Here is a 15,967-nt window from a genome sequence, read left to right as displayed (position 1 = left end):
CGGCGCAGCTCAAGGAGTTGCGTCGTTTTCTATACAGTTGGCAATTTATCTGGGTTATGTACGCAACAGCATTCTGGTGGCAATACCAGTGGCCATCGTACTTAACTCGCATATCCTTACGGGGGCATTGACCATTCTGCTAGTGATCGGAACCGGCCTTCTCGGCAGCTTGATTAAACGGTCTTGGAAGGCACTACTGAGTTTTGTTGCTGCCGCAGGATGGACGCTCTTGCTCACGTTGCCAGCCTGGATCATGCCGTTGATTTTGCGACATTCCAATCTGCGCATCGTGCCCAATATGACCCTGGTTGGCTCGCCCATCAAAGCCATTCTCCAGCGTCTATTCACTCCTGGCGGCATCGGTTTGCTCAGCATTTTTGCCGTCTTGGCAGTTATTGCCGTGCCGCTTGCCGCACTACGGATCAAGACACTGCGTCTGACCTGGATGTTTTATGGCTTCGGCTTGATCCTGCTTTTTCTGTCAACCAATCTTTTTCCTTGGCAGCGAATGCCATTATTCCTGGGCAGTATCATCCAGGGCCCCGAATGGCGCATTTTGCCTTACGCCTCTGCCACGCTCAGTATGGCTTTATTAACGGTATTTCTGGAATCTAGCACAACCATTGTCACTTCCCCGCAAAAAATGCGCCTGCTTCACTCTGTGATCCTAGTCGTTACCATTTTGCTATGCGTAGTGCCCAATTCACTATCACTCAATTCTCTTCGGCGGACTACTTTAGCAACTCCCCTCTGGACAGCTGCAGCGGGTTATTCGCGGGACACCACCGCATTTACCAATGCCAGCATGCTGCATCCTGCTTTCCAACAGTTACGCCAGTATACAGATTACGCACCCCAGCAGGCCAGTTCCCCCGCTGAGCTTGCCTCTGTCGGAGCACATCAATTCATCTTAAGCAATGGGCAGAAAGGTAAAGCTAGAATAATCGTCAATCCCCGTACACAGGCGGTCACCATTCATCTGCCCAAAGCAGTCACCGGACCGGTTGATATCCCTTTTTGGTACTATTCTTCCCTCACCTACCGCTTGGTGAACACCCGACGGATCGAGCAGTCTGACCGTGGTACACTCCTGGTCACTCCTCAGCACCCTACCAAAAAAATCACGATTCTCAGTGTCAATCACCCGCTCTACCAGCCCCTAATCTGGGGCATGGTTTTTGCTTGGCTGGCAGTGATTGGTGTTCTCCGGCTATGCCACCGGAAAGAAGGACCAACCAATGTATCATTATCCTAACGTCTGCCGTGCTCGATAACTCAGGGAGGGATCATTATGCGTCGCCACAGCCTGTATCTCGTAATTATGCTAGTAACGCTCATATCAGTTTTCACCAGTGGCTTCACTGTCATCGGTCATCGGGGTGAATATTTCAGTAACCAAGACGGTACGGTGGAGCACACGTACCAGGCATATGACAATGCGCTTCGGGATGGTGCCGATTATCTAGAAATTGATTTAGAAAGAACTGCCGACGGTACCCTCGTAGTCAGTCACGACCCCACAACTAACCGCTTGACCGGCGTCTCGTCCATCATCAGCCAGATACCGTGGACAACCCTCCAAGGACTGCCTTTACGCAACACTACCGAGCACTTTCATTCCCTAGAGGAAGTTTTTCAACGCTATCAAGCAGATCCCCGGGCTAAATTTTTGATTGAAACCCGAAAGACACCCGATCGACTGGAACAAGAAACGGCCTTAGTTGCTCTAATCAACGCATACGGCTTACAAAACCGGGTGTACTTCCAATCGTTCTCGTCAGCATCCCTCCGTCGGCTCATGCAACTTATGCCTGGTGTCAAAACGATGCTCTTGACCAACAGCAGCCAACACATTACGCCTCAGTGGTTGCAACAATACGCTGATATCACTAGTCTCGGGTTCTATTGGCCAGCCGTTACCGGACAGGCTGTTAATGTACTGCATCAAGCTAAAAAGCAAATATATCCGTGGTTCGACGCGGACGAACCCAGCAGCAACACGACTGGCGAGAATGTGATTGGTGTGGGCGCTGATGGTGTCATCACCAACTGGACGCAGCAATACCGGAGCTTACCAACGCAACAGCCCACACCAGCTGGCAGCCGCTTCCGCGTTCATAACGCAACTTTCCTCTATGCTGGCGCAGGCAGCCATGCTACCGCAACTAGAAAACTGGGAATGAACAGTACGTGGCAAGTGCACGCTACGATTACCATTGCGGGTACTCCCTGGTACGAAGCAGCTCCAAACCAATGGATACCTGCCACAGCCGGTCTTTTCCTTAATTCTGAACAAGTCAACCAAGTCCATTCACACCACAGCATCATTCAGGTTACCCAAAAGCCCGCTGTGATTCACAGTTCACCAACAGCCGATAGTCCAAGGCAAAACCGCAAACTAGCAGTTGGCACCCGCTGGCAGTCCGGCCTTTATCTGTTTGACGGGACAAGCGTTTGGTACAATGTTGGACGGAATCAGTGGATTCGGCAGTAAACCCCCAATCCTCCACAAACGGGGCTATTGTTACCAAGGCTGTAAAAATGTGTCCAATTAGTTAACCTATATCTGTTTTTGTAAGGTAAAACGATATCTTCCCGTTGGGGAATCAGGGTCACTTGGGGAAAGACGCTTGGACCCACTATGCGATTTGGCAAGACACAAGTACGGAGTCAAACAAGGCAGTGTTTTGGCGAATTGACGTCGGTGCCCAAGGACCGACTATTTCCCTCGCTCTTTATCAGAAACACAGGGCTGTATCCGAGACTTACCCCGACAAGGCCAAAAAATGGCTGCGGCAGAAGCAGCAGCCTATGCTGCCCTCAAGATTAAACTGTTGAAGAGTGAAAACGGTGAACTCGCGTCTGCCGTCGATCTGATGGGTCCGCGAGTCGCACCGCAATCCTCAAGCCCTAAAAGCAATGAGCCCAAGCTTTTACGCTTAAAATTTACAAAAAAAAACCAGCCCACTGCACAGCAAATTAAAGCAGCCATCCAGGTAATTACGCCATTTATGCAAGACACCATCAAGTGGCCATAACCCTCTGACTCGATACCCTGTTCACTCCTTCAGCACTGATGAGCTCCATCCTTCTGAAGCACCAGCAGCCGTCATCCTTACCGCGTGTGCGTCTCCACCGTGGTGGCTTGCGACTGCTTTTTGATTATCCATAGAACCAGCCCGGCGACAAGTAATGAAATAAGCTGCGCGACACGGCTAAAAGCGGTGTACGCTCCACACACGGTCACGTCATGCCTGCCTTTTGGCACCGTGAGCTGGACCGTCCCCCGCGGCGACTCGACACCGATCGTGCGCCGATTATCCAATAACACCTGCGTTCCTTTATAGTTGAGCACAGGCAGATCCAACTGACCAGACTTCTTGGAAGAAAGGCGCCACGTCATATGATCTGATGTAAACACTTCCGACGCCTTAACCCGTTTTCCATCAAGTAACACATCATGGCTCTCGATGGACTGATAATGCTTAAACGCATTGGCCGGAAAGTAGTCCCGCTGGTTAAACTGCCGGAGATGATCTGCCACCGTATCATTGGCGATGGTCGCCCAAGGCTGGGGAATCAGTGTTTGAGTATGCCACAGTGCTCGTGCAGACAAACCAAACAAAACGAGTACGCTCAACACCGCTGCCCAACCGCCTAGCGAAGCGAGCACATGATGCTGATGCTCAAAAAGCTGGGCCAGCCCGCGAACCGTGTAGGCCAGCGCAAAGAACGAAAACATTCCCAGGAACCTGGCCGGATACTGAATAATGCTGACGGGCGTGTCTTTGAACGCCGCCCAAGGAAACACACTCGTCGAAAACAATAGAAGGAACAAGGTGAATCCCCCGAGTATGCGCCCTTCCGTGTCCGTAAACCAAATCGTGAGCAGTATCCCCACGCACACAACAACTAAGAAGAACCCCAAGGAGTACGAGCGTACATCGATGGTCAAAGACTGTCCCAGCAACGAGCCCAGCGGATGAGCCGACTTGCTCAAGTCAAACGGGGAAGGGCCTTGAATCGGTTGGTAACGCTGCTGCTCAAGAAGCGGTCCCCAGAATGCCACGGTGAGGCAGGCTGCAGTAGCGAGAAACGCAACGGCGTATTGCCACAAGCGGCGCCAATACTGCCACTGGCCAATGTGGCCAACCAATGCGCCGAGGAACAGCAAGAAAAGGCACACGCCGACCACGACTGCAGAAAGCACGTGGGAATAAACAATCAGAGAGAACCAGACAGCCACCCAAACCCACGCCGACCAATGCTCAAGGAGAACGTCGCGAAATGCCACGAACAGCGGTGGAATAAAGATCATCGCAATGTACTCCCCCACGCCCCACCGATACAGAACGTTCGACGCCCGAATGAAAGAAAACGTGTAAAGAACGGAGAAAAGCAGCGCTGCCCACTGACCTTTGCGGTAATGTCGGAATGACAAGTAGCTGCTTATCAAAGTGGCATACGTGACCAACCCGAGGAACACCAAGAAGCCATGGACTGCACCAAACAAGTTAAACAAGGGAAGTGCCGGCAATACCGTCAACCACGGGTAAAACATAGCGGTACCGTTACCCACATGGTTCCACAGATCGAAATTCACAGGGCTTTGAAATATCCCATTCAACGCTTGGATCCGAGTCAGATGAAAATACGCATCATAGCTGTCACGCGCGACCAACGTCCCGTGGGGCGCCATTGCAAGTACATAACCGACGCTTAGTACAATGAATAGTAGTTGTACCAGCAAGACAGGCATTAAACGGTTCTTGTTTTTCACAATCAGTAAATGTCCTCTCCCAGAAACAATTCTTAACTCAGTATCGCACATGAAACTAATTTGTGCACAGCTCTGTCTCAATTCGGACAATTGATATCGTAACAAGTAACTTCATGTTCAAAAACACACATTACCGGGAATCCGATGAATATGGACCCCGTTGATGCCCTCATCAGTACGATTTCAATTCACGCACCCCCCGGATGGGCGACAAGTTGGTTGAACCCAGCCGGGGCGGCGGCGTCATTTCAATTCACGCACCCACGGAGGAATGCGACGCGCAAGCTGGTCGCTGGCCAGATCAAGATCAGCATTTCAATTCACGCACCCCCGGAGGGATGCGACCAAGCAGCGCCGTGTATCTCCCCCAGCAGAAATTTCAATTCACGCACCCCCGGAGGGATGCGACCTTTCACTCTGGATACGACAGCTTTGCCAGCGGCATATTTCAATTCACGCACCCCCGGAGGGATGCGACCGGCCGTAGTCGTTGCGACGGGCAAAGCTCTGAAATTTCAATTCACGCACCCCCGGAGGGATGCGACTCATACGGATCGGCCGGCTTCGGCGTGCCCAGCTATTTCAATTCACGCACCCCCGGAGGGATGCGACCGGTGGCATCAAGGACACTGCCAAGAGCATCATATTTCAATTCACGCACCCCCGGAGGGATGCGACATGCCCGGGTATTTCGCAGATCCGGCACTCTCCGGATTTCAATTCACGCACCCCCGGAGGGATGCGACCGCGGTAGAAACAAGCTTACTTGCCTGTTTTCAACGTTTATGACGCAGAAATTTTTGTGTTTTCATGGTTTTCAACCGTGTAACGAGGCTCTTTCATGAAAGATAGGTGCGAATCCTCCACGTTTTTCTGTGTGCCCTACATTCGCACCATTTATTAAAACGTCAAATGGCTCCGTCAGATTTCAAAATTAATCGATCTCCATACCGCTTTCGTCATCATAATACTCTGGACGTAATATCCACAAATCGCTCTTCGTATCGTGAATCAGAATGTCTTGGTACTTATCTCCATTTCGACTTGGATCATCCCAAAGCTGTACAGTGTATTGTTGCGCTTCTCGCAACAAGAGACAGCGCTGCTCCTCGCTGGTATCCGAATTCAAGATACCGTTAATCATCGCGTCGTTGTGACCAGCCCAATGCACAATTATAGGTGTCGTAGCACTGTCAATTACTTGAAACAAATTCGCCACGGTCTCTTGCGCTGTATAAAGCGGTAGTGCAGAATCATCGGTATTGTTAGTTCTCATGTATACCTGGATGGCTTGATCATTTGGTCTCCGATTCCCATTCCATTGTAACAATGATCGAAGTGTAAAATTTAATCTCTTCGACTTTACGGGATATGCCAAATCACGTCTTTCCCGATACACCATCTCGAAATACTTTTTTACAGTTTCTTGGGTCATCAATGGATTACCCGCATGGATCAGTATCGACGTAATGGCGGCTCCCTTGGTAATTTCCGGCAGCATTACCGTATTTTCAACCTTCCCTGACAATCGAAATACGTAAACTGTCGCTTTCGGTTCTTCGGCATTACGATTGACCCGTCCAGCAGTCTGGATGATACTTGGTAGTCCGGTCAAAGAACGGAAACCCACTGCAAAGCTTAAATCAACCCCCGCCTCAATAAGAGGAGTTGAAAAAACAACAACTTTTCTACCACCGTCACGCGCCGCCTGAATTGCCGGCTTGATTTGCTTACTGATGATTTCACGTCGATGTGCTGCCACCAGATTGGTTGACAATATAAAAGCACCAATTTGGCCACTATTATCTTGCTGTTTAAACGCTGTATAGGCGGCCTTAACAGCGGCTTTTGTATTGAGCACGACCAAAACGCTGGAATTAACACTCAGTGCGTTACACACAGCAGAAATTAGCTTCGAAATATCCCATATGTCGCTGGTCTCGTCAACAATCTCAGTTCGCGCAAAGGCTGCTTCAAAATATTTCACATCTGAGACGATCTCATTGGGCAACGCCAGTTTTGAACCGAGGTACTGTGAGCTCAGCGCTGGCTGGGTCGCCGTGCACAGCAATACCGTCGAATGTGCAGAGTTCGTCAGCCAGCCGACCGCATCATTATTCATCTCAGTTAGCCGTAACGGTAAAGACTGAACCTCATCGTAAATTATGGCGCTATTGACGAGACGATGCATGTGCCGTAAGTTTTTACTTCCTTTTCCGTAAAGTGCATCGAGATATGCAACTTGGGTCGTCATGATCAGTGGTGCGTCCCAAGTCTCCTTTGCATAACGCCACAGATAAGACCCGGGCTGATCAGCAATGGCAGAATGATATTCCAATACTTTTGAACTGTTCTCGGCTAGTCCTAAGCGGTCACGAATGGCTTCTGCATTCTGCTCAATGACCGTGGTAAACGGAACCACATAAATAATATGGTGCAAATGATTACTTTTGGCGCTTGCCAAAGCAAAGCGCAGACTTGCAAATGTCTTGCCACCACCAGTTGGAATGCTCATACTATATAAGCCGACGGTACTGTTCCCGAGTGTGAAAGCTCGATTGCTCATATTATGGCGCAACTCGTTCAACTGGCGAAACGCAGGATCTGTATTCTGAGCATCAGTCAACTCCTGATCGATGACGGCCTTTTCGTTAATCTGATAAAAATCGTTGAGCCACTGATCCATATCTTGTGATCCAGTGTAGGCTGCCTTTATATCGCTCATGAAGGCAGCCGTCTCAAGATGATCGGCATCCACAAGGCAACTCGCAACGAACCGCAAGTAAAATGCTTGATTGGGGTTCAAATCTTTACAGTCGTTCAGCTCACGTTCAGCCTGTGCAACATAGGACCGGAAGTCACTAATTGAAAAGTCAGTAAAAAAGCGGTCAGAGATGTCCGTGAGATCGTAGCTCTTTGGGTGGCTATTCAGTTTATCGTAATAGACCGGTCTTAGGGTAGTCGGATCCATATAATCGAAGGGGCCGCTTGAATTGTGGTGAGCCATGATTGGGTTAGCAATCAGCCCCAATAATAACGAATTCTCTGTGTAGACACGAAGGAGCTGAGCACCCGCAAATGCGTGGTTCACTGTTCCAGCACGTGCGTGTGCGCCTTCTCCCATTTGAGAACGCAAATATCGTTGAAATGCATCGGAATATTTTCCCGCATCGTGAAGCCAGCCGGCCAATCCGGTGATATGCGATATATTCAAAGACTCACCGTACATGTAAGCAAGGTCACGAACAGCAGTTAGATGGGCCTTAACGGACTGCTCTCTCTTTGTCCGCGGATCGAAGTGCGCCAGAAAATCCATAGTTTCCTCCTTCATTCATGAGGCCACGCACCGACCACTTAGGAAGTCTTGTCCCCTCGTTTTGCTCGCCTTACGTAACGGTGCCAGATTCATTTACCTTGTCCAAATCTCCGAACAATTGGTGAATCAGGAAATTATTGGCCTTCATACTTAGTAATAATCAGTTCCGGAGTCGGTGAGGGCTCAACTTCAATCGTGATGTCACGAAATTGCCGTGCGCTCTCAGGTTGATTGACGTGAATCAAATCGTTGATCTGATAGGCAGGAATAGCGCTGATTTTTCCTTTTGACTCAGCCCAGATCAGGGCCAGCACTTCCATGGAACCGTCCGGACGAGAGGCTGACGCATCGTCAACAAACAGAGTTTTCAACGCCATCTTCAAGGATTCCGCATCTTCGTCTGTAAACCCAGTCTGTTCTGCTTGTTGAGGAGAAATTGCACCATCAATCCGATAAACTGCAAAACCAATCATCGACTTATTACCCATCGTGTCAGAGCCTTTCTTCTCTTCACTCTCAAAATTGGTTGACTTGGTAATGGCCATATCTTTCATTTCAACGGGTTGAATGGTCTCTCCAATATTGATAGAAACTGGGCCACGGATACCCGTGGAAGCCGATTCAAGACCATCCTTCACACTTTCTTTAAAGGGCAGCAGTGCCCCAAAAGCACGCACGTCAAGCCAGTTGGCGCATGCAATGGCCCGTAATTCACGCTTCTGAGCATCCGTATGCAAAACTTTGTCTGAAGATTTCTTTCCGCTGTTCCGAATGTCAGTTAGCAATTCTGCTACGTTGTCATTGGACAGAAAACGATCACGGATGCTTAGATATTCATCATCGCTCCGGTCCACTGCCTTGACTAAAATTGGCTTACCCGTGTCTTGCCAGCGATTACGAATCTTGCGCTTCACAGAGACATCCGAGATTTCCCCATATCCTTCACCATTGACCCGGGGACGTCCCTCATCGTTGGGGTCACCATTAGGGTTTGCATTCCTCACGCCAACAATCACAGAAAAATTGACTTTATGATTCAAGACTTCACTCATGATTAGTCTCCTCCGTATTCTTAGAACCCTTTCTCGCCTTTGCCGCCACTGCAATGGCCTTCAATCGGTTAGACTCTTCTTTTTCATCAGCAAAGCCAACCCACATTACCGGCCCCAGAGACTTGTCGAGGGACATGGTGGATTCGCCGATATTCGCCAGGATACTGTTGATTTCATTCCAGTACTTGTCCTGGGCATTGCCATCAAGATTGTACAAGTATGCCTGAATGACATGAGGAAACATGCGATGCCAGGTCGTTGTCGGCTTGATTACAAAATTACTGATGGAACGCATGGCCGTTGTTGGATGTCCGATTGGTTCTTGGTGCCTAGCAAAATATCCACGTTCTTCAATGTTGTCCAAGATTGCGAGCAATCGGCCAAACAAATAGTCCGTGTTGGTACTTTCAGTATTCAGTGTCATACCGCATCCTCCTTTGTTATTGTAGTTTGTCAGCGCGTTCAAGTTCTTGACAGCGTTGTACCATGCCCTTTTAGTTAACTCCAGAGCACTTTTGTTCTCCGAACCCTTCCGTGCATAACTCGCCAGGTTCCCAACCTTGCGCCGTAACTGGTTGATCACTTCGATTGGCATACTCCTACCATGCAACAAGGCAGAAATCATTTTAGTCAACGCGGCATCGATGATCCTGCTTTCTTTCTCTGTCGGTTTAGGCCCACGCTGGTAAGCACTACTCAAAATCCACCAGAAACTTGGTAATGACTGTTGCGGCTCACCATTGAAATAGACCGTCCGGGTTGCCCATTTTTGCCACTTCTGGATATTGGTTTGCAAGTCTTCCGATTGCAAGAAATCATAATAAACAATGGCGGCACGTCCGGGATTGATTGCATCCAAAACAAGGATATTAATAGGCCGATTATTAGGCAGCTTGGCTCGTAGACCTTCCAGTTGCCGATATAAATCATTTGCATGATAGAGCCCCATGTCAGCCGAGAGTCCCTGTTTGGCGTCGATCACAGTGGGATTATGTTCCTTCGCTGAATCGTTATCAACCCGCTGCTCAATAGGGCCTTTAGCAATTGTTTGTACGATTGATCCCGCTGCAGGATCGGCATCACTAGATTCCCACAATAAGAAGTAACGTTTACCAACGTGGAAACTTTGCCTACGAATTAACCATCGCAGTGCGTGATTCATCTTCTGAGCCGTTTCAATACCAATATGATAGAACTCGTTGTTGCTGAACCGACCACGGTACGTATACCCTTGGTCATCATTGGCTACAATCAATTTTGCCTTGCTTTCGCTAGGAAAAATTCCCGATTCAACTGATTTAGTCTCGATGACCATCTCGCCGGAGATATAATCAAGCACCTTGGCCTGAGTGCTTTGTGAATGCAAACGGGGTACATAGTGCCTCTGCCAAGCATCAAAGAGCGCTTTATCCCGCCATGGTAGTGGCATGTCGGGTTCATCAATCATGAACCGCACAAATGACTGCGCTCCATTCGGGTTGTCTAATTGACGTAACTGCTTTTCGTCAGTTAATGTGCTCTTTAAGTCAGCAATGATTGTTCCTTTCTCGATGTACTTGTTAACCGCCTTAACAATAACGGGTGCTTCTGGTTCATTTGCCCATGCACCATTTTCAGCCAAATATGCATCATACCGATCGTTTTCACCATGTGTTGCTGTCTGCCTGCTAAATCCTGGAGCCAGGTAGGATACCTTTTCGTGCAACGGGTAAGCCCATATAGCAGATCCTGACCGTGTGGCAGATTGAATAGTTGTCGGCAAAACTGTTGCGCGTCCTTCACCGGTCAACACTTCTGATCCTAAGAATCGCCCTTCTTTACTCAAGGTGATTTGAATGTCGGCTTGAATCTCAGTACAGTAAAATGGCAACAGCGTATAGTTCTCAGACTCTTCAAAATTCCCTGCTTCGGAAGCAAAAGCATCGAACACTTTGACGAGTTCCGTTTGAATGCTCATTGATGTCGGGCTCCTTTTATCATTGCAGCGAATTCATCAGCCACAGATGTCACTCGGTACTTGTGGTCAGCATCTATTTGTTGGTTGACTTGTCGTATGACCTGGTGGTAAGGGGTCTCCTCTGGCAGGCAAAAAGTGATCACACCATTCGTCATCACAGTATCCCAAAGATTAACAATCAGGTTGTCATTGTCTTGGCTTGGATAAGTAAAACTATGGTACATCTGGCCTAGGTCCTGACGTCCATATCCGTCGTATGCACTGACAATAGTAGAAAATTCAGTAGGTGCCTTGACAAACCCTTGACACTCGCGTAAGCCAAGGAAGATATCGCGACGTCCCCCGCGTTCTAATGCCCTCCGAAAGATGGCCTGGTGTTTAACTGGATTACGATCATCGACTAATTTCGGTGCATCTGCATTCCACCGCATCTGAGCTGTGAGCATATAATGGACGTTTCGCAGGTAAGTGAAGTAAGAGCGGTCCATCTTTTGATCCTGGCGCAGATTACGCCTCAGGATGCCTCGGGTCTCCGTTCTAATCCGATTAATAACAGTAATTTTTAGCGGAATCCACTCAAAAGTAGGCTTCCAGTAAATTGATTCCAATATTCCGACGAGTGCCTGATACGTTGGTACTGGATATGTCTGTTGTTCTCCTCCTTTGGACAACGGATCACAGAACAAGGCATTCTTACCCCAAATTTCTATCTCAAAAGGATGTAATACATAGTCATTAGGATTTGCTCTCGATGCGGTCATGTTTTGATTCACCTTTCATGCTATCGCTTTCTCGGCCATCAATGTATGCGCTTTATTTGTACCTTTTTTGGGATGTTCTGTCAACTGATTGCACTCCCTAGTAAGTGTCAAGTTTTATTCGGCCACACGACGCCAAATTATTTCGGCATGTGAGTTGAGGTCCGCGAGGTGATTGGCGACAGAGCTTATTCTGGCGAGAAGAATATCCAGTTTGCGGACGAACATGACTTTCTGCTGATTTCTCGGCTATTGCCGATCACAGCGAACGGCAGCCATAATTTAGGGGATAAATGGCACTACAACAAAGACGCATGCATGATGGTTTGCCCTCATGGGGTAATGGCCTATCGTAAAGCAAAACAGAATTGCGGGAATCAGAGTAAGGTAATGACCTACTACATGGATACTAACATTTGCCGGACCTGCCCGTTGCGGGAGGGCTGTTATCGTCCCGGTGCTAAGTCAAAAACGTATAGTGTGATCATCCGTCCCCCGGAACATTCTTCGCAACTGAAGCTGGAGGAAACCGAATACTTTCAACAGCGGGTTAAAAAGCGGTACATGATTGAACAGAAGAATAGCGAACTCAAAAACAAACACGGTTTGGCAAGAAGTTGGTCGAACAATCTTGCCGGCGTGAGGCTCCAAGGGATAATCACAATCTTTGAAGCAAATATACGGCGATTGGTCAAGCTGATCAACGAAAAAAACGGCAAGAAGGACTGATAAAGAGCCCTTTCCCCATGCAAAGATCCCATCCGCTTCTCTTCAGAGAGAATTGGTGTGCCAATCACGGCGGCCTGCGAACGATGCCGAAAGTGTACGTCAGCGAACTGGTCATCTTGCTCCTGCTGCCGTTTGCACTCAGCAACACAATCACCGGGCTGGGTCTGCTCCTGATTCTCGGCGTGTACGTGTATCTCCACAATTCACCGATCCAGATTCACTACTTATCGGTGGCAGAAAAGGACTATCCCCAAGCCAACGTCATGGCGTCGTCCCTCAATTCGATTTTCTCCAATTTCGGCATCGCCCTAGGTTCGACTGTCGGCGGACCGATCGTTGATCACTGGGGACTGGCCGCGACGGGATTTGGCGGCGCGGCGTTTATCTTGCTGACGGGGGTTATTGTTGTGGAACTGAATCGGGTCAATCGGGCGAAGCAAAAGTAGTCTTGTCAGATACTTTCCTGTCAATTGTGAGACGTATTGATTCATCGGCGAGGTGTGCCGTGTTAAAATTCAGAGGTAGCAGGTGTCAGGTCGCAATTGAGGGAAAGAAGGACAATCATGAAAAAGTCATTTATGCTTTTATGCAGTGCAGCAATGCTCGGTGTCGGACTGATCAGTGCGTTGGACACTCCGACGCCAGTATCAGCGGCGACTGAAGCCGCGACACAAAACGTGTCCAGCAAGGGTAAGATTTCAACTGTTGCAGATAATGGTGTCGTCACACTAGGTAATAAGGCACAGCAGCTGTATGTCGACGCCGCGATGATGAAGCCGGCGAATCGAATATTACCCGCCGGCAGCCGCTGGCAGTATTCGACCAAACTCGCTATCACTGACAGTACGACGGGCATTACGCAGGATTATGCGTATTATGTCGGCCGCGATTTGTGGCTGCCAGCGACAGCAGTGACTCTGGCCGACTCGGCGAAGAAACTGCCGAGCAAGTATGTTGTCAATCGGGATCAAGGCACGGTAATAATCACTAACCGGAGCGGCGCTGCTCTGTATCATATGATTACCGACAGCACGCCTATTGCCGGGGCACAAAAACTGGCCGTCAATACGCGGTGGCATTATGCGCATGTACTCGTGGCCAATGAGAACAACGTGGTTCTAGGCTATCTGGTCGGCGGTAACGCGTACGTCAAAGCCGCTGATGCACAAATCGTCCAGCAGCACGGCATTTTCACGATCACAAATGCCAAAACCGCTGGAGTGATTGATGACCGCATTGGCAAAAGTGTCCGCAACTTGCCTGTCGGTTCTGCTTGGCGGACGGACAGAGTGGATTATGTCTGGGCTAGTGTTTATTACCGCGTGGCGACACACCAGTGGGTGTTGAGCACCGCCGGAACGTGGCGGGCGAGTAAGTAACGGCTTCGTACACAAAACTATTAGAGGGTTGCACCCTCGTAACCATGACCAGGAAGTAGACCGACCCACGGGCTACCGCCCGTGCCGGCGGCGTTGCACCGGCGTGCACCGATCGGCCAATTCTCGTGACTTATGCCTTCGTTCCCGATACACTCGGATTGGAGGCATTTTCACTGTTCGCCGTAGGCTTTATTGGTAAGCACCCAATAACATACCGTTGTTCCGTCGTGGTTCCGTTGGCGCTATGATTGCCTCATCAAATCATTGGTGAGGCGATTTTTGTGAAAGAAAAGCAGGATATTGTACCAATCAAGGTTCAGAACAAGCGTGGCGGCTACCATCAACCAGCAACAACAACTAAGCAGAAAGCAATCAACGGTCGGACCGTCAAGTTGTACTTCTTTGCCTGTGTCCTTTCGCACTCCCGCTATAAGTACGTCGAATGGCAGGCCATCCCCTTCAGAACGCGCGACCTGATCCGCTGCTTAGAAGACACCTTCTATTACTTTGGTGGCCGGCCCAAAGAGATTGTCTTTGACCAAGACCGCATCCTCATGGTCAGTGAGAACTCAGACGACATTATTTACACCCAGGAATTTGAATCGTTCAAACAGGCGCAGCACCTCACGGTTGTCCCCTGTCGGGGATTCGACCCCGAGTCCAAGGGCAAGATTGAGATGTCGTCAAGTTCGTTAAGAGCAGCTTTGCCAACGAACGTGTCTACACGGACATCAATTCCTGGAACGCAGAGCGTCATGCCTGGTTGGATCGACGCGGTAACTGTCGGAAGCACTCTCTACCGGCACGATTCTTCAAAAAACAAGCAGATTATTTCCACACTCACCTGTTGGCGGGATGGAATGATCTGCTTTTCTTGTATGCACGGTAATCCAACGTAAGCATCAAATAATTTAGTACGCAGACGAGGCTCCTGCCATCCAGTATGATTACAGGGTTGGCAGGAGCCTCGCTCTTCATTATTCGGGCTCTGCTGGCTTACTTGGCGAACCGGGCTTGCATCGCTGGCGACCAAGGCAAATAGACTTGCAGTGCTGTCGGATCACTGGGCACTGCCAAGTTAGGGATCTCTTCAAAGAGGGCCTCTAAATAAGCCCGTGTGTTCAAGCCATTAGCTTCGGCTGAGCGCATGACGCTGAGAATGACACCTGTAGCCTTGGCTCCCTGGAAACTGGTAGAGAATAGCCAGTTCTTTCGGCCCATGACCAGCTCCTTGATGGCCCGTTCCGCCCGGTTGTTGGAGATCTCCAGCCGACCGTCGGTCAGTACGAGCGCCAGTCCGGCACGCTGGTTTTGGGCGTAGTCAACTGCTCTCCCGAGCTTCGTTTTCGGCAGGGCACCCAGATCCTTCAACCAGTCGTAGAACTGATCCATGACTTTGGTGAGGGTTTCCTGCCTCTTCTTCAAACGCTCTGCTGGTGTGAGGTCATGCCACTTCTTCTCAAGAAGGAACATGGCGTCGCAATATTCACCAGCGATGTAGGCGGCACTCTTTTTGTCGTGGATGATTTCAACGAGGTCAGTGTCGGCCTTGGTGAGCGATTTCCCCTTGCGGCGAGCGGCTGTCACGGCATTCTTGCGCTCATCGTTAGTCAGGGCATCGAAGAACTTGCGCCGAATATAGGCCAAACAGGCAACGCGTTTAGCATGGGGCAGTTTTTCATAGACTTGATACCCGTCTGTTTGCAGGAAGCCGGTGTACTTTTCTAGTTCTTCGGCAATCTGCGAGTAAGCCCGGCCGTCCTTATGTTCATAGAGGATGACTTGCCGTTTGGCATATCGCCCGGACGCCATCAACCAGTAATAGGTCTTGCTTTTATCACTCTCGATGACTTTATAGGGCGTCTCGTCGGCGTGGATGATGTCCTGTGCAAGCAGCTCTTGCTTCATCAAGCCGTGGATAGTTTCGAGGGTGCGCTCGCAGGCCAAGATGTGCCAGTTAATGATGTTCTGCCGGGTGATCGGTACACCGAGCAGC

Annotated in this window: 13 protein-coding genes and 1 CRISPR repeat array; of the genes, 7 read left to right on the top strand and 6 right to left on the bottom strand. The window is 49.5% G+C overall.

The window, feature by feature from the left end; translation table 11 throughout:
* The 3 genes from L248_RS16105 to L248_RS09970 all read left to right on the top strand — a co-directional run.
* Positions 1–1,255, top strand: a 1,255-nt coding sequence (locus L248_RS16105; protein ID WP_196812026.1) for a hypothetical protein, incomplete at its 5' end; no start/stop codon positions are given.
* Between the two features lie 36 nt (positions 1,256–1,291).
* Positions 1,292–2,494 (top strand): glycerophosphodiester phosphodiesterase, encoded by a 1,203-nt coding sequence (locus L248_RS09975; RefSeq protein ID WP_022530083.1) that lies wholly within the window; start codon positions 1,292–1,294, stop codon positions 2,492–2,494.
* A 292-nt stretch (positions 2,495–2,786) separates the two neighbouring features.
* The gene (locus L248_RS09970) at positions 2,787–3,038 is read left to right on the top strand and encodes a hypothetical protein (RefSeq protein ID WP_040536135.1); all 252 of its coding nucleotides are present in this window, start codon (positions 2,787–2,789) and stop codon (positions 3,036–3,038) included.
* 77 nt (positions 3,039–3,115) lie between these two features.
* Here the strand turns inward: L248_RS09970 and L248_RS09965 are convergent, their stop codons facing one another.
* The 5 genes from L248_RS09965 to cas5c form a co-directional block, all read right to left on the bottom strand.
* Positions 3,116–4,780, bottom strand: coding sequence for a hypothetical protein (locus L248_RS09965; protein WP_155828626.1), 1,665 nt, complete (start codon positions 4,778–4,780; stop codon positions 3,116–3,118).
* Between the two features lie 245 nt (positions 4,781–5,025).
* Positions 5,026–5,526: direct repeats of the CRISPR family, unit length 33 nt; unit sequence ATTTCAATTCACGCACCCCCGGAGGGATGCGAC.
* A gap of 188 nt (positions 5,527–5,714) precedes the next feature.
* Positions 5,715–8,096 carry a CRISPR-associated endonuclease Cas3'' gene (locus L248_RS09960; RefSeq protein ID WP_040536129.1) on the bottom strand — a complete coding sequence of 794 codons (2,382 nt, stop codon included), beginning with the start codon at positions 8,094–8,096 and terminating at the stop codon, positions 5,715–5,717.
* Between the two features lie 134 nt (positions 8,097–8,230).
* Positions 8,231–9,148, bottom strand: a complete 918-nt coding sequence (gene cas7c, locus L248_RS09955) for a type I-C CRISPR-associated protein Cas7/Csd2 (protein WP_022530080.1) — start codon at positions 9,146–9,148, stop codon at positions 8,231–8,233.
* Positions 9,141–11,105, bottom strand: coding sequence for a type I-C CRISPR-associated protein Cas8c/Csd1 (locus L248_RS09950; protein ID WP_022530079.1), 1,965 nt, complete (start codon positions 11,103–11,105; stop codon positions 9,141–9,143). Before L248_RS09950 ends, cas7c begins: the two co-directional genes overlap by 8 nt.
* The gene (gene cas5c, locus L248_RS09945; RefSeq protein ID WP_051999989.1) at positions 11,102–11,866 is read right to left on the bottom strand and encodes a type I-C CRISPR-associated protein Cas5c; all 765 of its coding nucleotides are present in this window, start codon (positions 11,864–11,866) and stop codon (positions 11,102–11,104) included. Before cas5c ends, L248_RS09950 begins: the two co-directional genes overlap by 4 nt.
* Positions 11,867–12,034: 168 nt before the next feature.
* On the opposite strand from cas5c, the gene L248_RS09940 reads away from it, so the two are divergent.
* From L248_RS09940 to L248_RS09925, 4 genes are all read left to right on the top strand, one after another.
* Positions 12,035–12,592 (top strand): transposase, encoded by a 558-nt coding sequence (locus tag L248_RS09940; protein ID WP_022530077.1) that lies wholly within the window; start codon positions 12,035–12,037, stop codon positions 12,590–12,592.
* Positions 12,593–12,675: 83 nt separating this feature from the next.
* Positions 12,676–13,038 (top strand): MFS transporter, encoded by a 363-nt coding sequence (locus tag L248_RS09935; protein WP_040536126.1) that lies wholly within the window; start codon positions 12,676–12,678, stop codon positions 13,036–13,038.
* 117 nt (positions 13,039–13,155) lie between these two features.
* Complete coding sequence (locus L248_RS09930; protein WP_155828625.1) at positions 13,156–13,971, top strand: hypothetical protein; 816 nt, start codon at positions 13,156–13,158, stop codon at positions 13,969–13,971.
* Between the two features lie 281 nt (positions 13,972–14,252).
* Positions 14,253–14,870, top strand: coding sequence for a DDE-type integrase/transposase/recombinase (locus L248_RS09925; protein ID WP_051999987.1), 618 nt, complete (start codon positions 14,253–14,255; stop codon positions 14,868–14,870).
* Between the two features lie 97 nt (positions 14,871–14,967).
* Here L248_RS09925 and tnpC read toward each other — a convergent pair.
* Positions 14,968–15,967, bottom strand: a 1,000-nt coding sequence (gene tnpC, locus L248_RS09920; protein ID WP_051999984.1) for an IS66 family transposase, incomplete at its 5' end; no start/stop codon positions are given.

The sequence above is a fragment of the Schleiferilactobacillus shenzhenensis LY-73 genome (genome assembly GCF_000469325.1).
Lineage (GTDB): Bacteria > Bacillota > Bacilli > Lactobacillales > Lactobacillaceae > Schleiferilactobacillus > Schleiferilactobacillus shenzhenensis.
The sequence above is the reverse complement of the archived record's forward strand: the minus strand, read 5'-3'. Positions and strand labels throughout refer to the sequence as shown.

Bases quoted from the DNA above. Each gene is read 5' to 3' on its own strand.
- L248_RS09975 (WP_022530083.1), top strand. From the start codon at position 1,292: ATGCGTCGCCACAGCCTGTATCTCGTAATTATGCTAGTAACGCTCATA.
- L248_RS09970 (WP_040536135.1), top strand. From the start codon at position 2,787: ATGGCTGCGGCAGAAGCAGCAGCCTATGCTGCCCTCAAGATTAAACTG.
- L248_RS09960 (WP_040536129.1), bottom strand. From the start codon at position 8,096: ATGGATTTTCTGGCGCACTTCGATCCGCGGACAAAGAGAGAGCAGTCC.
- cas7c (WP_022530080.1), bottom strand. From the start codon at position 9,148: ATGAGTGAAGTCTTGAATCATAAAGTCAATTTTTCTGTGATTGTTGGC.
- L248_RS09950 (WP_022530079.1), bottom strand. From the start codon at position 11,105: ATGAGCATTCAAACGGAACTCGTCAAAGTGTTCGATGCTTTTGCTTCC.
- cas5c (WP_051999989.1), bottom strand. From the start codon at position 11,866: ATGACCGCATCGAGAGCAAATCCTAATGACTATGTATTACATCCTTTT.
- L248_RS09935 (WP_040536126.1), top strand. From the start codon at position 12,676: ATGCCGAAAGTGTACGTCAGCGAACTGGTCATCTTGCTCCTGCTGCCG.
- L248_RS09930 (WP_155828625.1), top strand. From the start codon at position 13,156: ATGAAAAAGTCATTTATGCTTTTATGCAGTGCAGCAATGCTCGGTGTC.